We start from the raw sequence: 16,491 nt of genomic DNA, 5'->3' as shown, positions 1-16,491 counted from the left end.
GGTCCTTATTTGACTAACGCCGCCAGGGCGCTTTCAAGTGAATTGATGGTTTCAGGTTTGATGTCTTCGGCAGCGCCCGGCGTACCGTCGTTGGTGGTGACAGCGCCAGGCATGCCACCGGATAAGGCTTTAATGAGTTTTCTGCGCTCAGAGCGCGGAGTGTTGGTCTTGGCCAGCAATGCATCAAGTTTGCGAAGCGCGGCTGCAGGCGATTCGTCGCCGTCGCTGACCGCATCTGCAGAAAGCAAGCTGTCTGCCAGTCCCTTCGCCACAGCATCACTGCCACCGATATAGCTTTCCGCATCCATCAACTTCTGTACGGCGGCCATATCAAGCCCGGAACGTGCAGCGTAGATGTCAGCCATAGCGTTATCGAAAGGTTCCAGTGAGTCTGCCAGTTCAGCAAAGTCATGGCGGTTGCCCATCGCATAAACCCAGCAGTTGTGGATCATGAGGAATGCACCACGACCAATCTGAATATCATCCCCGGCCATCGCAATGATCGAGGCAGCACTGGCGGCAATGCCAAGTACCTTCACCGTCACACGGCCTTCGTATTCGCGGAGAAGGTTGTAAATTGCCAGACCTTCAAACATGTCGCCGCCTGGGGAGTTGATATTCACCGTAACGTCGGCACCGTTCATTGCCCGAAGTGCACCGGCAATGCGTTTCGCCGTCACACCCTCGCCCCAGTAGTCCTGCCCGATAACATCAAAAACAGAAATGCTGTTGTCGTCGGCGGCTGCAGCTTTAATTCCACCGTCCCAGCGGTCTAGTGCAGACGGTAAAGTTTCACAAGTTACACGCGCGCAGGGACGACCCGCCGGTGCAGCCGGAAGTTGTTTTTTGCTCATCAGGAAGTGCTCCTAAGCGGCCTGTTTCAGAGGAGATTGTTCAAAGGAAATATCGGGGAATACGTGGTTATGCAGTTCTCTCAGTGCCAGCGCCTGCACAGCAGGATTGCTACTTTCGAGGTTTTTCAGTTGAGTCAGGTTGAGCTGAACGGTGTAAATATCACCCCCCTCAATCGGCGGCATGTTCTCAAGACGGCGAACGTCATTGCGTGACATCCAGCCATTCTGAAGCGCACTCGTATAGTAAGCAGCACGGCCCGCGCTGTCTGCGCGCAGCAATCCTTCAACTGAGAATTCTGCAAACACATCGTCATCGCTGTCGAGCAAGCACCGGCCAATTTCCTGCTCGATGTTCACCAGTAGCGGTCGAAGAGTATGGGTCAGAAAAAGGAGGTTCATTCCTTCCAGGCTAGATGCCCAACTACTCTGCTTGGTCGTATGCCCTACCATATAAGGCGGAACCCGGAACCAGCGGCAAATCTCTTCAATACTGAAGGATCGGCTTTCAAGAAGCTGCGCCGCCTCCGGGTTCATCGTAACATTTTGGTAAGTCAGTTTGTTTTCCAGCACCATCAGTTTTCCGGCGTTTTTAGAGCCAATAAATGACTGAAGGTTCTGGCGCAGACGCTCACGCTGTTCTTTCGTTAGCGCATTTTCCGAGGACAAAAATCCAGTGCTCTGGAGTCCATTCTCAAAGATTTTCGCTGCCGCTTCATCCACAGACATAGCCGCGCCAAATACATCAACACCTGCCATCGTCGGCATCATGCCGCAGACTCCGTCGAGACCAAATCCGCGGATGTGCATCATATTTTTGATCGGGATAATACGTTCCGTTCCGTCTTCAGTGTATTTGTATTGCAAGGTACCGCTGGAAAGTCGTATCACCACCATATTTTGTGGCAGCAAAGGCACCAGCGAAACCAGGCGATTGGCGATGAATTTCTTCTCAATGAAGGCGTTCCCGCGCAGACAAATACTGGCGACAACCATCAACATAAAACGGGATGGTGTCATTTCTGAATTAGGACGACGGCACAGCACCGAATACGCAGGATGGTCTGTAGCAGCCTTTCGCGAACCATCAGGCTGGCGCACGTATATTTTCAACGGGAGTGTCGAAATCGACTCGCTTAGCAGCCTGACGCACGCCCATACAGCAGATAGCTTTATCGCTTTATCGGCGGTGACCGTCTTGCCACTGCTGCTGGTGCCATACCATTCACGCCAGAATTCACCTGTCGTAAGACTGATTGGCACGCCCAGCCAGTTTAACAGGGCACTTTTTACGCGCCCGGGTTGCTTGTTCTTAGCCATCAGATACCCACTATGATCGGTTCGTCAAAAAAGCCCTCAATATCTTTGTCATCCTCTTCATCCCCTTCAGCTGCACCAATTGCCATAGCGCCAGAAACAACGCCATCAATACGGCCATTACTTCTGCGCTTGCTGAATACCCTGTTACCGTTTTTATCCTCTTCAATAACGGCGTTCGCCGCACACCAGCGCAGGCAGGGATTAAGAACAATGCTGATCCGCTTCTCCATAATCAGTTGCTCGAAAAGCTCAATGGAATGCGGCATCCACAAACCTGATTCAGCCGATTTACCAAACCCCTGACCGTGCGGTACGAGAGGAACAGTGACACCTTCGTCATCCAGCTCAGGAGTCAGGTAGTCAATGTGATAGCGGTCGAAAGCTACTTTTCGTATATCAAACATCGCAGCCAGTTCAGCCATACGCTTTGCGACAAAGCCGTAGTCAATGGCCGTACCGGGAGGCGCATGGATATGACCATCACGCTCCCACACATCGTAAGGAACCCGGTCAACGCGAGCGCGATCATATAAAGTATCTTTTGGGGTCCAGAACTCCGTCAGCATTACGCTGATGTCAGGAAAATAAAGAGAAAGTGATGTAAGGTCCCGCTTGCCAGATAAATCCAGCCCGCCATAGCAGGTTTTCCCCCGTAACTGCTCAATACTTATGTCCTTTTCACAGGCCATCCAGATATCGCCGCTGATCCACGGGTTCTCTGCATCCACCCACTGGCAGAAGTTCAGTCGGCGCACCAGGCTTTCTTTCGCAGGCATACCGCGGGCATCTTCTACCTGCTCGCGCAAATAGTCAGGCTGAAAGGTATGTCCCATGGAGGGATTTGCTTTACCCCAGCATGATTCATCTTTAAAGGGATCGTCGCCTTCATCCAGTGAACAGATAAAGGCAAAAAAAGCATCATTCTCGCGCTGACCTGCAGCAACCTTCTGTCCGTACTGGTGGTAGTCGTAACAGACGCTGGTTTTATCGTGCCCGCTGTTGGTAATCATAAAAATCAACGCCTGCCGCCGACCTTTAGTCCCGGCACGCATCATTTCTACCGCGCGGTTATCTTTATGCTCGTGAATCTCATCTATTAAGGCGCAGTGAGGACGAGGCCCAGACTGACCATCATCAGAGCTGATAGGCCTGAAGAAAGAACCGTTTTGAAGAAACGCCAGGTTCCACTCTTTTCCGGCCCCTCCTGACTTCTGAATTCTGGACAGAAGCGCAGGTGACTGATCAACCATGGCCACCGCATCCCGAAAGAGGATCATGGCCTGGTCTTTTTTCGTCGCAGCAGCGTATACCTCTGCACGAGGTTCTTTGTCAGCCATCATGCAATAAAGGCCAACTCCTGCCGCCAGCGGCGATTTACCAGAACCCTTCCCGGATTCGACATACACCGTACGGAAACGACGTGTACCGTTTTCACGCTTCCAGCCGAAAACAGAGCCGACAATAAAACATTGCCAGGGCAAGAGGACGAATGGCTCACCTTCATGCTCACCACCATTCAGTTTCAATACCTGAGCAAAAAAGTTGATAGCCCGTGTAACCGATTCAACATCCCAGGTCAGTCCACGGTTTTTCCCCTCTTCTAAATCACGTAAATGGCGCTGGCAGGCATTACGAATATCAGGACCGGCTATTACCTTCCCTGAAGTTACATCCATTGCATACTGTGTTGCTGGATCAACCGAAGAACTGGTTGAGCGGGTCTTCTTCTTTTTCTCCACCATCAACTTTCACCTTAGTTCTGGCGGCCGGAGTGAGACCGAATTCAACCAGGTAGCTTTTAAAACGGCGATCAGCATCTGCCAGCATGGCGACAGCCGGATTCGCTTTGATCAGAAATCCGCCTTCTGTCTGCACGGTGTACGTTCGCCCCTCATCGGCGATTGTCAGGCGCAGCTGCAGAATGTCGGCGTAAATATCACAGAGACGTTCGAGCGCCAGCGTGTCGGCAATGGTCAAAATCCCCATACCGTCAAGCAGCACGGTTAACTTTCCCCAGGCCACCTTCCCCCAGTCAGTGAGGTGCTCAGGAGGGCTTGGGATTTCTCGCGCCGGAGTAGGCTCTTTGTCGTTGAGTTTTCGTTTGCCCGGGTTGCCGGTTACCACTTTCAGGTGGGTCGGTTTCGGGCGTCGTCCTGCCATCGTAACCTCCCGGAAAAAAACTTTTCATTTCGCGGTTATGCACAAAAAGCACGAGCGGCGGTCATTTGCGGTAGGGGGGTTGAACTTTTACCCCTCCCCCTCCCCTTCGGGGAAAGGCACACATGAGAAACGTTATCGTTTGAACCAGTGCGACGTCGGGTCGAGGGGGATGCCGCTCTCGTCACAGCCAATGATGGAGCCTCTTTTCTCCATCCTCTGCTTCGTTGAGTCATGATGCTGCTTGCACAGTCCCTGCCAGTTACTGCGGCTCCAGAAGAGCTTCTGGGCTTTGCTTATGGCAGCCGCATCACCAGAACGGAGAGCCTCTTTCAGTTTGTGAGGGGTGATATGGTCAACTACCGTTGCAGCTGCCACTCTTCCCTGCTCCTGACACATCACACAGAGTGGATGTGCGCGAAGGAAGACAAGGCGCTCTCTATCCCATTTGCTGCCGTAGATACGAGGCTCTTTATTCACGCAAGCCTCCACGCTCTGCGCCGCTCTGTGCGTGGCGCCGCATCGGGGTGACGCTCAACAGATTCGCCGTCGGCATGATCCACCAGCGAGTAGCATGGATAGACCACAGCACCACCATAGGCATCACCCACGGCATAATCAGCAGGCTTGCTGCGGTCCCATTGAGACAGCACACGGCTGACGCTTTGAGGCGGTATGCTGTAGCACACGCCATGTATCAGCCGCTGAAGCGTGATGAAGTCTGCGCGAGATTTATCTGCAACAATCAGCCAGTCGGCTATCTCTTTCTGATACTGCGGTGGTCGGCCAGTACCGAGATAAAAGCTCAGCATGTCGTCAGGGAAACGAGCCAGCCAGTCAGTTACCTTTTCGGTGAATCCATGTACCGGCAGCGCGTCGTCTTCCAGCACCACTACACGGCAAGGCTGCTCGGCTGCCCACTCGATAGCGCGCCGATGATTCCAGTTAGCACCTTGATTCCCTTCATCGATAAGAAGGTGCGCGCCAAGTTCGCCAGCAAGCAATGCAGCTGAGGCATAACGGGAATGGTGACCAACCACGACATACTTCACTTGTGTTTCCACCATGCGGCCTCCTTACCGATCCCATCAGTTTTGAAAACGGTGTGCACATGAGGTCCGGTAATCACCTTTCCTGCGAATGAATGAGCGACAATACCGAACGCCAACATGTCACCCACCGCAGCGCCAGCCTGCTCTTTCTTCCAGAAGCGATAACTTTCGATCTGGTAGTAAAGACGGATGATGCCGTGAGCGAACGCCATTACATCAGCACGGCTGCCACCCAGCAGACCAGCGTTAAGCATCACATTATTGCGGTGCGCTTCAATGAACTCCTGATAGATACGCTCAGGATGATTCTGCTTTGCCCAGGTGTCGGCGTAAGTCTTCGGTTCGGAACCGACGTAAACATTCCCGGGCTGCATTTCATCCCATGGCGTGCGAAGCATTTCGACATCGGTACCATCGGTACACCAGACGAGCCGGTATTCAGGGTGATCGCGTAGATGCTGCCAGATGTGAAGCCAGCGCCGGAAGTAAACGTTCATCTTCACGTCAGGAACGCGGTACAGCTCAACGTCTGCCGGGCCTGTCTGCAGCTCATCCACCAGCGCAATACGTCCACAATTCCGAAGCGAGGACGCCCACCCGGCCAGCATGTCAGGCGAGGCCGTCATTTTCGTGCCGCGCTGAGGGTCAGCCTGGCTGGTCAGTAACGTAGTGATAACCACGTCGCGCTGCCGCCGATACTCCACGTAACCGGTAAACCCGGCATCCCGCCGTTCGTTGTGGATTTTAACGTTACGTTCCACCAGCGCCTGCCGGTCTGGTTTCGGTACCGAACGCTCTACGGCCTCATGCTCATCAAGAGAATGAATCAGCTTTTCTGAACCGACGACATCAGCGTAAGCCCACGTCGTGAGGCCAGCGTTATGAATCCGCAGAGCGAGGTCGCTGTGCTCGTACATGCCGCGCCCATAAACCGGATCGAATCCGCCCACCTTCTCGATGGCGCTGCGGTGGTAGTAAAGCATCACCCCGCGCTGACCGGTGTAAGCAACATGCTTATCATCACGGTACACTTCCGCCATGTCGTTCAGCTTATTGCGCCCGGCCAAATCCAGAAACTGGTAAGCCAGGTGCGGTTCAGGTGATTCGATGTAAGGTAGGTGCCAGTTATCAGCAATAGGCCAGGCGTCATCATCCCATAAAAAAAGATGCTCGCACCCGGCATCCATCAGCGCTGACAGGCTGGCGTTCTTCGAAGCAACAATGCCGAGTGATGTTTCATGGCGAAGCAGCTGCACGCCGTCGGGCACTACCGCTACAGGTTTTGAACCATCGTCTATAACAACCACCAGCGCGCCGGCGGGAAGATGCTTCATGTGCTGTTCGAGTGCTCGTTTTAAAACGTCTGCACGCTGATGCGTCGAAATGGCAATGCCGATCCGTGATGAAACGACACTGGCGGGAGCGTATGGGACACCATCAATAGTGACCTGCATATTTCCTCCCGCTTTTAACGCTTAGTGGCGGCGTGAATGATTCCACCAGGACGTGTGGCTTCGCGTAAAGCTTCGCTCACTCTCTCCGAAACGAAACGACTTAAGCAGCTTTCTTCGCTATTAACAGGTTGGATGACTGATTGTTTGATATGTACAACGCCGCCCACTACAAAGAATGGCGATGATTCAGCCATCGCCTTTGCGTCTGCTTTCTCTTTCCTTTTCCGCTTGATGTATTCCACGGCATCACGCATTTCATCTGGCGTATAGCCTCCTTCAATAGCTACCCAGCGATCAGCCAAGAAAACCACCGCTGTTTTATCTGCTGGAAATCCGCCAAATACTTCCTTGGCCCTCTGCTTTGCTTCATCAAGAGCATTAGCAATCAGCTCCTGCCTCTTCATGCCGCTACTAATTCTGTAACGTGGAAGGGTGTAAATAGCCGAGAGATCACCTAATGCAGCATCAGGCGTTTTTGTAAGCTCTTCGAGCTTCCCCATTCGCCAGGCCACAGAACCATCAGCCCGATGGCCAACGATTTCGCCATTGCCGTAACTGACGCTGCCACCTTTCGGTTTGCGCTTATCTTTCACCCGTAGATGTTCAGGGAAGAACGAAGCATCACCCCAAACTGTATGGCGTCGACCTTTCAAATCGTAGTGTGCGCTGCCTGCTGGACTTTTGAGAATCAAGCCGTCGTCGGCCATTGTTACGCGCATGCCCAGCATCGCCTGCTGCAGCGATAAATATTTCATGAGGGATTTCCTTTTAGGCGTGAGCCTGTCGCACGGCAAAGCCGCCGAAAGTTAACGGATTGCCCAGGCTCACAGCTGAAAGACTTTCTTTGATGTGCGCGTGCGATGCGCATTAAAAAGCCCCGCTATTGCGAGGCTCTGGTTTCTTTCTGGCAGTTCGCCTGCCACGCTTTGTTATGCGCCAGGATGTCTTTCTTCGTCTGGCGGTCCAGAACATCCCAGTCGTGATCCGTTCCGTAGATGGGCTTAACCCAGTCGCAAGCCGTGTCCACTACCTCAACCTTTACGGGTCCAGTTGTCCCGCAGCTCGCGATCAACATCGTCGCCAGACATATGGTTAACAGTTTGCTGTACATTGCTGGCCTCTTTCGTTGTCTCTACACGGCGATCTGCTGCTGCGACCGTTGCAGCTGCGTTATCTTCGGTGCGCTGCTGATCTGCTTTTGCTTCTGCTTTACTTGAGCCGCGAATATGGCCCAGGCCGAAAGCGCCAGCGATGGCGGCAATGACTGCTGCAGCAATACCAATTAAAGTTTCAAACCCCATAGTGACCTCACACCAGCACAGATTTTGCCAGGTTAAACAGCGCGCGGCGTTTATCCAACCCGTTACGTCCGCCATTGATAAGCAGCGTGACGCGCTCTACGTCGCCGGAATGGAGCAGGCATCCGTGCGAGACGTAGAACCATGCAGCGGAGCGCGCAGCGTATTCATCTCGTTCCAGCAGTTCGGGATATGAAACCAGATCCAGTTTGAGAGCCTGGCCGCAGCTGCGATAGTTGCTGAGCCCGGTGATTTGCTTCAGGCCGCGACCGCGATATTTCCAGCCATCACCAGCAACCTGGTTGCCCAGGTTCTTTTTGCCCCACTCACCGCCGTAAACCAGATTGGCTATCGCTTTCTGATTTGCCGGTTGCGTTGCCGTTCTGCCCAGTGCGGCGGCCTGCTGTGCAGTAATGCGATGCTTGCCGAACGTAGGTACCAGGTTTTCTGCCGAATAGTTCAGGTTTTCCACCAGCCGGGTGAAACCGCCGGACTCATGGCCCATCTGCGCGATAAACATGGCCTGATCGAGCGTCGCGGTTATGCCGAATTCCTTCATTGCAGCATCGATATAGTGAAACCAGCGCACGGCTAGACCGGCGCTTATACCTGCCGCCTTTTGAAATTGTGATTGGTTCACGTTGTGCTTTCCCCTGCTATTCTTGCGATGTTGCCACGTGCTCGCCATACGGCTATGCAGACAACAAGGTTGACGACCAACTCTCCGTAGTCGACCTGCACGTAATCACCATGCCAGATGCGGAAAGCGGTAAACGCTGGAGCGAGGATCAGCCCATAGGCCAGTAACTCCATCAGACGGCGGCGCCGTAAGCTCCGCTTCCTGAAGAACATCAGGCGTATGGTGATGAGGATGCATGCAACAGCGTTAATGTTCAGGATCAGTGTTTGCCACGTCATTCTTCCCCCTTCAATCCGGGTAAGTCTCCCGTCTTCGAGCGCTTGAGAACGCGAAGCAGGACAGTGACAGAAACCGTTGAGGCCGCCAGCGCGCCAATGGCTGGAGATACTTTCACGGCAACTGGCGGAGAAAGGTGACTTAATGCCGCATTGATAAGTGCTGCGATGATTTCAGATGCTGTTCCGGCGCAGTAAACCCCACCGATAAATGAGATAAGCGCAAACAGTATTTGCTTCCAGAGCTTGTGGTCCTCGCTGCTCAAGACGTAAAGAGCCGCCCCAGCTAGAGAGCAAAGCATTACAGCGGGTGTCGCTTCTGGAAACATCGTCGCGAAGGTGATTCCGGTGGTGCCGGCGGCCACGCCTGCCGTTACCGTTGCAGATATCGGTTCTGCGGACATTTTGCCCCCTCTTATTGCCGTGAATCCTCTCAGTGATGAGGGGAATAAAAAAAGCCCGCTTTTGAAGGCGGGCTAATGAGTGACTATTAGTAAGTAAGGTAGGTAGTCGTGAGTCTTGCTAACTGACCTGAGTGAGACAGTATCGGGCTGGTTCACAACGGTTCAGGAGAACCATCAGGCAATTACCTTCAACACACATTTCAAGCGTAGCAGCAGTTTGCAAATTCATAAAAAAAGGCCTGCTTTTTACGGCAGGCTCTCAAGGAATTTGAAACTGTATTGTTGTTGTCATGGTGCCGGGTGCCTCCCGGTGACTCTACCCCAGTCAGCAAAGCCGCGCGCATACCTGCAGATAGCAGTTGACTGGAACGCCCTTTCGCTTAGAAAGGATTCACCACAATAATAAGTTACGACTAATCCATTCTAGCGGTCAATACATCATCGCCATGATTCCTCTCAGAACGAGGGGAAACAAAAAAGGCCACCCGGAGGCAGCCCCTTAAAATAAAAAACCCGCAGCAGTGGCGGGTTTATGTTTTGATTTGTTGCTCAGTACGCTTTACTGTCCCGAGCCTACCACAATTTAAGCACTTTCTTGCTCACTATGCAACTTAAATCTGTCGCCATTTGTGCCGAACGCATCACAAAGTGGTGCGTAAAGGATCGATTCTGCAAGACTAACCCATGTATCAATGCGACGACGGCATGTAATAAGGGTCCAGTCGGGGTGTTTTGAATTAAGCTCTTTAGCCATCTGGAGTTTGCTTTTACGCAGACGATGACGATCAACAATCACGCCATACAGCCCACGGTATTCTTCGTTCATCAATACCGCTGCAATAACGCCGTCAATGATTAGCCCCTCCTCGTCTGAGCAGAACGCCAGGCCAGTTTTGTTTTTACTGTCGCGGATTTCACGCAGGTATGCTTCCAGCTCGGGTTTAGTGATGCCGGATTTCTTCATGCGGCGCAGCGCATCGTTGATTGCGGTCTTGGTGATTTTCCCGGATGCTAGCAGCTGGTTAAACATGTTTCCGCCAGAGCCACCACCGATATAAGACCAGCGGCCCCACATGCGGAGCTTTCCCTGTATCCAGATACTTTCTAGAGTGCGAAGGCGAACCAACTCGCCGGATTTACCTACTTCTGAAGGATTGATCATTTGCGTCTCCACTTACGCCAGTACGCCAATTGCCAGCGCACGATCTAAAAACCGAAACAGCAGCGTTAACTGGTCGCCGTATTTCGCTTCAAATGCCACAGGATCAGCGTGTAACTCGTCGTGATGCGCTCTGCACAGCGGTATCACAAACAGGTCATGCGCTTTGGTACCCATTCCACCCTGCCCGTGGCCTATCAGGTGGTGGGGGTCGTCTGCCGGGTTATTGCAGCAACTGCACTGCTGCGACTTCACCCAGCGGGTATACTTCTCGTTCTCCCAGCGGCGGCGCTTTGGCCTAAGCATGAAAGATTCCGGTGACTCAGGGTCTACCTTAACGGAGACAACCTTCTTCACCTTCTCCTGGAGGATTTCAGTCGCCGGTAACGACGGAACAATGTCGCTTTCCCTCATTACGGAACTGTGCGATTCAGGCTTAATCCTGAGGGCTTTGCTCGCCACTGGTTCAGGAATAAGGTCAGCCAGATCGTTGCGTACCATCCACCAGCAGAATTCCGGAAGCGTCAGGGTGTGGTCTTCGCTGAATCCCAGCATAATATTTACCCTTTCGAGCAGCCATTTTACCAGGTTCTGCATGGCAATTCCTGCCAGTCTTTCAGTGGTTTGTTCACGCAACTGGTTATCACACCCCCAGCAAAGGCGAATGCTTCCTGGTGTGTGACGCATCACCGTAAAGTCCTTTGAGTGCCATTTGTTGTGCGGCCACTGACATTCGAATTTACGTTCCAGCCAGGCATCAAGGCCACTCAGTCCACCAGCACGCTGAATAACTCTCTCATTCAGGAAAAGCCCCCTCATACTGACATCATCTGTCAGTGGCTGGTGCGCTTCTGGAATAAGGCCAGATGGTAGGTGCTTTATTGCTTCGGAAGGCGTTTCAATCACCACCCGGCCACGACGAAACAGCCACAGCAATTCGTTACCTGGGCGGAACAGTACCACCCCGGACATTGGCGCGACTTCAGGTGTCAGTAATGCTCTCACTGTTACCTCAGGCTACGATGTCGATTATTTTAAGAAGCTCCGCAAACTTCGACTCAAAGAAATGAGGCTGAGTTTCTCGCGGGTTCGCAGGACTGGTGATGTTCTTGCCATACATGCAGCCTTTGGCAGTAAGTGACCAGAACTTTTTAACACCATTCACTCCAGACCGACTGTTTCGCTCTTTTTGTTCCACAATCCCAAAGCGGGACATCATGTGATAAACCTGATTGGCGGTGATGCGGATGTTTTTTGCTTTAAGCAGAGCGCTGAGTGATTGTGTGGGACGGCTGGACCCATCCTGCGCACCGGCAGGTGCATCGATCGCGTAATGCGGCATCAGATCTGGAAGACCAGCTACCTGCTGGAGTTTTTGATAAGCACCGAGCCTTGAAGAGTTTGAGAGGTTCAGCATTTTCGCCGCCGATTCAAGCAGGATCACGCCAGCCTGAATTTTGTCGGATGTCGGCGCATTGGATGCAGGGTTCTGTACGGCATCGAACGTTCTGATGACTTTGAGGTTAAATTTCGGGCTGATCCACATTGCATAGGAATAAACCAACTCCTTGCAGACGAATGTCCCCTGGTTAACACCACCAGTAAGGGTGACCAACGGGGCCGCTCCTGTAATTCCAGGAGCGCTCGAAATTTCAGCGATGAGTTCTTGCGTTTGGGTAAGACAGGACCAGTTGGAAGGCTGGTGACGTTTTTCACCTCCCGCCGCACGATGCAAATCATTCAGGCAGTAACGACCATCAAAATCACGGCGTACGGAAACGCCATCAATTACGAATAACTGATTCATATGTTTCTCCACTTGTTGTAGTGCGAGCGGGTCTGCACTCCCGCTTCGCTGACACTTTTTAATCTAACACTCATGCGCGTACCAATGCATTGCTATTTTGCCTACCATTTTCGACATAGCTGGCGATCGTTATTTCAACCTTCCCGCCAGGTACCTGCGGTGCCCACTCCACCAGCATTCGTTTAACCTGACTGTCATCCTCCCAGATGCCTGCATGTGTCAGTGCATCAAAAAGCGCCTTGTTGTAATTGTCGATATCGCGGCGGCGGGCATCTGGTGGATAGAGAATGATCTCAACCGCCGCTGGCGCTGTGGTTGGTTTAGGCAGGCGGCGTAATTGTTCAATAATCGCAGCGCAAGCAGCGCTCTGATATTTGCGGCCAGCAGCACTGATGAGATGGCGTCCTGCCAACGGCCCCTTATTGGGGGCTCGCCAGTAGGTGTTTACGCTCGGGGGAAACGGGAGAATCAGTCTCATGAATCAACTCCATATCGCCCGTTTAGGCGCCCAATTACGCTATTGAACATCACCAGGCTTACGCCCATCGGTTTTACCTTCTCGTGGTACTCCTTCAGGATCGGAGGTACAACGACGTTCCAGCTTGGCTTCGGCTTTTTCTTCAGGGCTTTCTTAATGGCATCTGAGCATTGACGGGCTACATCACGCACAGCGTTTTCCTGCTCGGTTGATAGTTTCTTCACGCGACCTCCAAGTAAGCTCGAATGAATTCAGCGGCAGCCTGTGCGTTTATGGCGTTCCCATAGCCTTTGAGTCGGCCGACGCGGTTGCTGCTTGCCACTCTGGCCACCCCGGACTCGACTCGTCCCAGGCGCGCGGCAGCCCCATCAACCAGCGGGAATGTGCCGGGTTCAACTGGACGCCATTTGCCATCTCGACATAAGAGCCAGTCCGCATCTCGCCAAAAACCGTTAACCTCAAGGGCCCGCATGTGTACGCCTGGCGCGGTAACTGATCGAGTCTGTCCTTTCCATCCCGCTGCGCAGTCATTCCCGCCGAGTCCTTCCAGTCGCGTGAGGTTGGTGTCACCCAGCCTGCAAGCCTTGATGCTCCGCCTAAGGTGGTTCCCCGCTTTGGCGCATTTGCAGCCGCAGCTTGGCCAGCAACCTGATTGTTGTCGATCGTTGTGGGTGTCGGCCAACCTGTCAGGGTTACTGCAGTCTGAATGTTCATTCCTCCCATCCGCCCCGATGTGCCTGCGCCGGTCGTCGATCTGGCTGTTGGCGTAGGCGACCCAGTAGGCCCACTCTCTGATGTGCGGAGCACCGACGCCCGCTGCCGCAAACGGCACAAGGCCGAAGGCGTATCCCATTCCTTCCAGGTCAGCTTGTACAAGGTCGAACCATGCGTTTGCGTTACCATCTGCAACCTGTTCGCCAAAGACATGCTGAGGTCTGCGCTCGCTGATGAGGTGGAAGAAGTGGGGCCAAAGGTGCCGCTCGTCAGCAAACCCATCTCCTTTGCCTGCCGCGCTGAAAGGCTGGCACGGGCAGGAGCCAGTCCAGACTGGTTTATCGTCTGGCCATCCTGCGAGACGCAGGGAATGAGACCAGACGCCAATTCCGGCGAAGAAGTGGCACTGCGTGAAGCCTCGCAGGTCGTCAGGTGTGACATCTTCAATACTCCTTTCATCAACTTCGCCGGGTGCAATGTGACCGTTAGCGATCAGGTTACGCAGCCACTGAGCCGCATAGGGATCAATTTCGTTGTAATAAGCCGAGGATTTCATGCTGCACGCTCCTGAGGTTTGCCCATTGGAACGGCTGCTGCCGGGATAAGCTCAACAGCCGGTGATTCAGATTCATTTCCCCAGTGGTCCCAGCCTGGCGCACCGCATCGGCTAAATAGTTCAATGCGTGGAACGTCACCGTAAAGCTTCTCCAGGCGGAAACGTGCCTCTGCTGGCTTCTGGCTGTGCTCCCCGAGTGGGCTGTAGATAACCTGCTTGATGCTGGCACACTGGCGCTCAAGTCCATTCCCCCTGGTGGCTATCAGCAGGTCTTCCGTATTTGCTCGGGTGTAGTTACCACCGTTCATGCGGGTCTGGACGTTCAGCAGGTCGAGGAAGTCGTAAAAGTCCTCCACTCCACCAGCCTGAAGAGCTCTGTTGATGTGCTGCTCTGCCAGCGGGTTGAACTTCACCCAGGTAAAGCCCTTCATCGTGCGGACCTTAAAGCCCCATGCTTCAGCCAGTTCAATCGCTTCTCGGGTATGTGTGCCGGTGAACCACATAGCCAGAACTGCATCATCTGCAGCCAGGTCCCACACAGGAAGACGCTTCATGTCGATAAGCTTCATCGTGCCGTAGTGGTTGGTGGCTGCACCGTTGCTGACGGTGTTCCCGTATTCCCAGGCTGGGTCTGCGTAAATCAGAGAGTATTTCATCAGATATTCCTCCCCTGACCTGCCAGACACCATGCGTCAGTAGGCGTTTTGACTTTCGGGGCCATGCTCAGGCAACGCTGGCGCTCAATCAGTATCTTCATTCGCTGCTCTTCGTCTTTTGAGTGGTTGAATGCTTCCATCAGAACCGTGGCCTCACGCTGGAAGAGCCCCTTCTCAAACAGGACTTGAGCTTTTTCCATCATCGTGGTTACTGCCGGGTTCGGTGCGGCTTCCTGTTCTGATACAGCTGGTGCGTCAGCTCGGTTAATTTTCAGTGCAGAACGCCCTTCGCTCACATCCCCACCCGGCGCTTTAGCAAAATACTGGTAGCACTTGCCGTTGTGCTGGCGGGTAGCGCGATTCAGTTTGACCAGGTGGCATACCCCGCGCTGAACAGCATGAACGTCGTACTGTGGCATTGATGCCGCAATCTCTTTGCTCGTTAAGCAAGGGTTGGTGGCGATGAAAATCTGAATGTCTTTCAAGAGGCTCATGGCTTAGCTCCTCTGAAACCTGCTGGGATTGTTTTGTCTGGCCCGCCAAATACCATCATGCTGGAGTTATTGCGCTGTCCTTCCCAATCCTGACGCTTAGGGCGGCCTTTGCTTTCCCAGCGAGTAGCACTTTGCAGATATGACTCGAATTTTTTCGGGCCAAACAGAGTTTCAGGTCGCATGTACTGGTACTGATCATCATTTCCACTCCAGTGCTCGTGTTTCAGATCGATTACCAGCTGCAGGTCGTGAACGCTGTAACCTTCACGAAGGCGCGCTCTGATGTTTTCAAGAGAGGTTTTTGATTTTTGGTACCGGGAACCACTCACCTGGTTGAGGTGAGTTAAAACCAGAATGGCATTATCAGTGATCAACACCTCAGGGTCTGGTTGCGGCGCAACCGGACAAATAGGTTTTTTAGTCTGATTGTTTAACTCTGCATTAAAGTCTGTATAGAGATAGGATTCCGTACTTTCGCGGCTCCCAAGATTCCTATTATTCGCGGATTGAGAAACGCAGCTTCGCGGTTTTGATTCCGCATCTTCACGTTTTCCATTCCGTACTTTTGCGGAATCGTTATTTTCTGGAAAGATTAATGAGATTAGAGCATCGCCGTCGATGCGATAATGCTTGGTTGGCGTGCCATTGACCTTTCGAGAACAGGTCTCGATCACACCAGGCAGATACTTGTTTACCAACTTTTTAACCAGCCGCTCTGTCTGGTCTTCAGTTAACTCGCCTGCCTCAGCTCCAAGCTCCTTGTGAGTTTTATAGAACCAGCCGTCTTCTCCCCCAAAAGCTGACCAGAAAACGAGGTTGTTAAGAATTGCTGCCAGCGCATGAGCCTGCTGGTCTTCTTTAAAGAACAGCAGGTACGGCCTGGGAAGAACAATGACGTTCTTCTGGCCTGACATTGACTGGACGATGTCAAAGATTCTGCTCATGGTCGTCCTTTAACTCTGTAAATTTACGCTGGAATTGCTCAAGAGGGCTGAAGCACTCATGATCGTACCCTTCGCGAAGGTATATAACGCGTCGAGTCTCTGGCTCCCATCTGATGACGCGGACCGGGACGCCATAGTGATCTCTGAAACGCCGGTTAAGTTCTCGCATAGCGCTCTCCCCTTCCGACGCCAGACGCCCACAATCGCCTTAGCCCTACTGTGGTTACATGGA

The 16,491-nt window shown here is 53.0% G+C and carries 23 protein-coding genes; all 23 read right to left on the bottom strand.

Translation table 11 applies throughout. The annotated features are described in order from the left end of the window. Positions 1–5: 5 nt before the first annotated feature. Entirely contained in the window at positions 6–854 is an 849-nt protein-coding gene (locus ACJBF3_RS23025; RefSeq protein ID WP_047716579.1) for a head maturation protease, ClpP-related, read from the bottom strand. 12 nt (positions 855–866) lie between these two features. Next, positions 867–2,171: a phage portal protein gene (locus tag ACJBF3_RS23020; protein WP_047716578.1), complete on the bottom strand. Its 1,305-nt coding sequence runs from the start codon at positions 2,169–2,171 to the stop codon at positions 867–869. Further along, positions 2,171–3,913 carry a terminase large subunit gene (locus ACJBF3_RS23015; RefSeq protein ID WP_072058175.1) on the bottom strand — a complete coding sequence of 581 codons (1,743 nt, stop codon included), beginning with the start codon at positions 3,911–3,913 and terminating at the stop codon, positions 2,171–2,173. Before ACJBF3_RS23015 ends, ACJBF3_RS23020 begins: the two co-directional genes overlap by 1 nt. Next, positions 3,867–4,331, bottom strand: coding sequence for a phage terminase small subunit P27 family (locus ACJBF3_RS23010; protein WP_047174718.1), 465 nt, complete (start codon positions 4,329–4,331; stop codon positions 3,867–3,869). The genes ACJBF3_RS23015 and ACJBF3_RS23010 overlap by 47 nt, the downstream gene beginning before the upstream one ends. Before the next feature lie 132 nt (positions 4,332–4,463). Next, positions 4,464–4,808 (bottom strand): HNH endonuclease signature motif containing protein, encoded by a 345-nt coding sequence (locus ACJBF3_RS23005; RefSeq protein WP_047716573.1) that lies wholly within the window; start codon positions 4,806–4,808, stop codon positions 4,464–4,466. Further along, on the bottom strand, positions 4,805–5,395 hold the full coding sequence (locus ACJBF3_RS23000; RefSeq protein WP_047716571.1) for a hypothetical protein: 591 nt from the start codon (positions 5,393–5,395) through the stop codon (positions 4,805–4,807). Before ACJBF3_RS23000 ends, ACJBF3_RS23005 begins: the two co-directional genes overlap by 4 nt. Further along, positions 5,377–6,834: a glycosyltransferase family 2 protein gene (locus tag ACJBF3_RS22995; protein WP_047716570.1), complete on the bottom strand. Its 1,458-nt coding sequence runs from the start codon at positions 6,832–6,834 to the stop codon at positions 5,377–5,379. The genes ACJBF3_RS23000 and ACJBF3_RS22995 overlap by 19 nt, the downstream gene beginning before the upstream one ends. Positions 6,835–6,848: 14 nt before the next feature. Beyond that, positions 6,849–7,589: a hypothetical protein gene (locus tag ACJBF3_RS22990; RefSeq protein ID WP_047716568.1), complete on the bottom strand. Its 741-nt coding sequence runs from the start codon at positions 7,587–7,589 to the stop codon at positions 6,849–6,851. A 125-nt stretch (positions 7,590–7,714) separates the two neighbouring features. After that, complete coding sequence (locus ACJBF3_RS22985; protein WP_032675090.1) at positions 7,715–7,861, bottom strand: hypothetical protein; 147 nt, start codon at positions 7,859–7,861, stop codon at positions 7,715–7,717. A gap of 4 nt (positions 7,862–7,865) precedes the next feature. Continuing rightward, on the bottom strand, positions 7,866–8,135 hold the full coding sequence (locus tag ACJBF3_RS22980; protein ID WP_047716565.1) for a hypothetical protein: 270 nt from the start codon (positions 8,133–8,135) through the stop codon (positions 7,866–7,868). A 7-nt stretch (positions 8,136–8,142) separates the two neighbouring features. Further along, positions 8,143–8,772 (bottom strand): glycoside hydrolase family 19 protein, encoded by a 630-nt coding sequence (locus ACJBF3_RS22975; RefSeq protein WP_047716564.1) that lies wholly within the window; start codon positions 8,770–8,772, stop codon positions 8,143–8,145. Beyond that, a complete protein-coding gene (locus ACJBF3_RS22970; RefSeq protein WP_047716563.1) occupies positions 8,769–9,050 on the bottom strand; it encodes a phage holin family protein in 282 nt (93 codons plus the stop codon). The genes ACJBF3_RS22975 and ACJBF3_RS22970 overlap by 4 nt, the downstream gene beginning before the upstream one ends. Further along, positions 9,047–9,451, bottom strand: a complete 405-nt coding sequence (locus ACJBF3_RS22965; protein WP_033146314.1) for a putative holin — start codon at positions 9,449–9,451, stop codon at positions 9,047–9,049. The genes ACJBF3_RS22970 and ACJBF3_RS22965 overlap by 4 nt, the downstream gene beginning before the upstream one ends. Positions 9,452–10,034: 583 nt before the next feature. Next, positions 10,035–10,613 (bottom strand): DUF1133 family protein, encoded by a 579-nt coding sequence (locus tag ACJBF3_RS22960; protein ID WP_047716561.1) that lies wholly within the window; start codon positions 10,611–10,613, stop codon positions 10,035–10,037. Positions 10,614–10,625: 12 nt separating this feature from the next. Beyond that, on the bottom strand, positions 10,626–11,615 hold the full coding sequence (locus ACJBF3_RS22955) for a DUF968 domain-containing protein (RefSeq protein ID WP_047716559.1): 990 nt from the start codon (positions 11,613–11,615) through the stop codon (positions 10,626–10,628). A 7-nt stretch (positions 11,616–11,622) separates the two neighbouring features. Continuing rightward, positions 11,623–12,417, bottom strand: coding sequence for a KilA-N domain-containing protein (locus ACJBF3_RS22950; RefSeq protein ID WP_023330784.1), 795 nt, complete (start codon positions 12,415–12,417; stop codon positions 11,623–11,625). Between the two features lie 70 nt (positions 12,418–12,487). Further along, entirely contained in the window at positions 12,488–12,895 is a 408-nt protein-coding gene (locus ACJBF3_RS22945; protein ID WP_047716554.1) for a RusA family crossover junction endodeoxyribonuclease, read from the bottom strand. Beyond that, on the bottom strand, positions 12,892–13,119 hold the full coding sequence (locus ACJBF3_RS22940; protein WP_047716552.1) for a hypothetical protein: 228 nt from the start codon (positions 13,117–13,119) through the stop codon (positions 12,892–12,894). Before ACJBF3_RS22940 ends, ACJBF3_RS22945 begins: the two co-directional genes overlap by 4 nt. Continuing rightward, positions 13,116–14,165: a DNA cytosine methyltransferase gene (locus ACJBF3_RS22935; RefSeq protein WP_047716550.1), complete on the bottom strand. Its 1,050-nt coding sequence runs from the start codon at positions 14,163–14,165 to the stop codon at positions 13,116–13,118. Before ACJBF3_RS22935 ends, ACJBF3_RS22940 begins: the two co-directional genes overlap by 4 nt. After that, complete coding sequence (locus ACJBF3_RS22930; protein WP_047716549.1) at positions 14,162–14,821, bottom strand: MT-A70 family methyltransferase; 660 nt, start codon at positions 14,819–14,821, stop codon at positions 14,162–14,164. Before ACJBF3_RS22930 ends, ACJBF3_RS22935 begins: the two co-directional genes overlap by 4 nt. After that, entirely contained in the window at positions 14,821–15,315 is a 495-nt protein-coding gene (locus tag ACJBF3_RS22925; RefSeq protein WP_047716548.1) for a hypothetical protein, read from the bottom strand. Before ACJBF3_RS22925 ends, ACJBF3_RS22930 begins: the two co-directional genes overlap by 1 nt. Continuing rightward, positions 15,312–16,259, bottom strand: coding sequence for a conserved phage C-terminal domain-containing protein (locus tag ACJBF3_RS22920; protein ID WP_047716546.1), 948 nt, complete (start codon positions 16,257–16,259; stop codon positions 15,312–15,314). The genes ACJBF3_RS22925 and ACJBF3_RS22920 overlap by 4 nt, the downstream gene beginning before the upstream one ends. Continuing rightward, positions 16,243–16,428 carry a DUF4222 domain-containing protein gene (locus ACJBF3_RS22915; protein WP_032673528.1) on the bottom strand — a complete coding sequence of 62 codons (186 nt, stop codon included), beginning with the start codon at positions 16,426–16,428 and terminating at the stop codon, positions 16,243–16,245. Before ACJBF3_RS22915 ends, ACJBF3_RS22920 begins: the two co-directional genes overlap by 17 nt. Positions 16,429–16,491 lie beyond the last annotated feature (63 nt).

Source organism: Enterobacter sp. PP-008-ECC_S150 (genome assembly GCF_045257065.1).
Taxonomy (GTDB): Bacteria; Pseudomonadota; Gammaproteobacteria; order Enterobacterales; family Enterobacteriaceae; genus Enterobacter; species Enterobacter chengduensis.
The sequence above is the reverse complement of the archived record's forward strand: the minus strand, read 5'-3'. Positions and strand labels throughout refer to the sequence as shown.

Coding starts and splice junctions, on each gene's coding strand:
- ACJBF3_RS23025 (WP_047716579.1), bottom strand. CDS start 854: ATGAGCAAAAAACAACTTCCGGCTGCACCGGCGGGTCGTCCCTGCGCG.
- ACJBF3_RS23020 (WP_047716578.1), bottom strand. CDS start 2,171: ATGGCTAAGAACAAGCAACCCGGGCGCGTAAAAAGTGCCCTGTTAAAC.
- ACJBF3_RS23015 (WP_072058175.1), bottom strand. CDS start 3,913: ATGGTGGAGAAAAAGAAGAAGACCCGCTCAACCAGTTCTTCGGTTGAT.
- ACJBF3_RS23010 (WP_047174718.1), bottom strand. CDS start 4,331: ATGGCAGGACGACGCCCGAAACCGACCCACCTGAAAGTGGTAACCGGC.
- ACJBF3_RS23000 (WP_047716571.1), bottom strand. CDS start 5,395: ATGGTGGAAACACAAGTGAAGTATGTCGTGGTTGGTCACCATTCCCGT.
- ACJBF3_RS22995 (WP_047716570.1), bottom strand. CDS start 6,834: ATGCAGGTCACTATTGATGGTGTCCCATACGCTCCCGCCAGTGTCGTT.
- ACJBF3_RS22990 (WP_047716568.1), bottom strand. CDS start 7,589: ATGAAATATTTATCGCTGCAGCAGGCGATGCTGGGCATGCGCGTAACA.
- ACJBF3_RS22980 (WP_047716565.1), bottom strand. CDS start 8,135: ATGGGGTTTGAAACTTTAATTGGTATTGCTGCAGCAGTCATTGCCGCC.
- ACJBF3_RS22970 (WP_047716563.1), bottom strand. CDS start 9,050: ATGACGTGGCAAACACTGATCCTGAACATTAACGCTGTTGCATGCATC.
- ACJBF3_RS22965 (WP_033146314.1), bottom strand. CDS start 9,451: ATGTCCGCAGAACCGATATCTGCAACGGTAACGGCAGGCGTGGCCGCC.
- ACJBF3_RS22960 (WP_047716561.1), bottom strand. CDS start 10,613: ATGATCAATCCTTCAGAAGTAGGTAAATCCGGCGAGTTGGTTCGCCTT.
- ACJBF3_RS22950 (WP_023330784.1), bottom strand. CDS start 12,417: ATGAATCAGTTATTCGTAATTGATGGCGTTTCCGTACGCCGTGATTTT.
- ACJBF3_RS22945 (WP_047716554.1), bottom strand. CDS start 12,895: ATGAGACTGATTCTCCCGTTTCCCCCGAGCGTAAACACCTACTGGCGA.
- ACJBF3_RS22935 (WP_047716550.1), bottom strand. CDS start 14,165: ATGAAATCCTCGGCTTATTACAACGAAATTGATCCCTATGCGGCTCAG.
- ACJBF3_RS22930 (WP_047716549.1), bottom strand. CDS start 14,821: ATGAAATACTCTCTGATTTACGCAGACCCAGCCTGGGAATACGGGAAC.
- ACJBF3_RS22925 (WP_047716548.1), bottom strand. CDS start 15,315: ATGAGCCTCTTGAAAGACATTCAGATTTTCATCGCCACCAACCCTTGC.
- ACJBF3_RS22920 (WP_047716546.1), bottom strand. CDS start 16,259: ATGAGCAGAATCTTTGACATCGTCCAGTCAATGTCAGGCCAGAAGAAC.
- ACJBF3_RS22915 (WP_032673528.1), bottom strand. CDS start 16,428: ATGCGAGAACTTAACCGGCGTTTCAGAGATCACTATGGCGTCCCGGTC.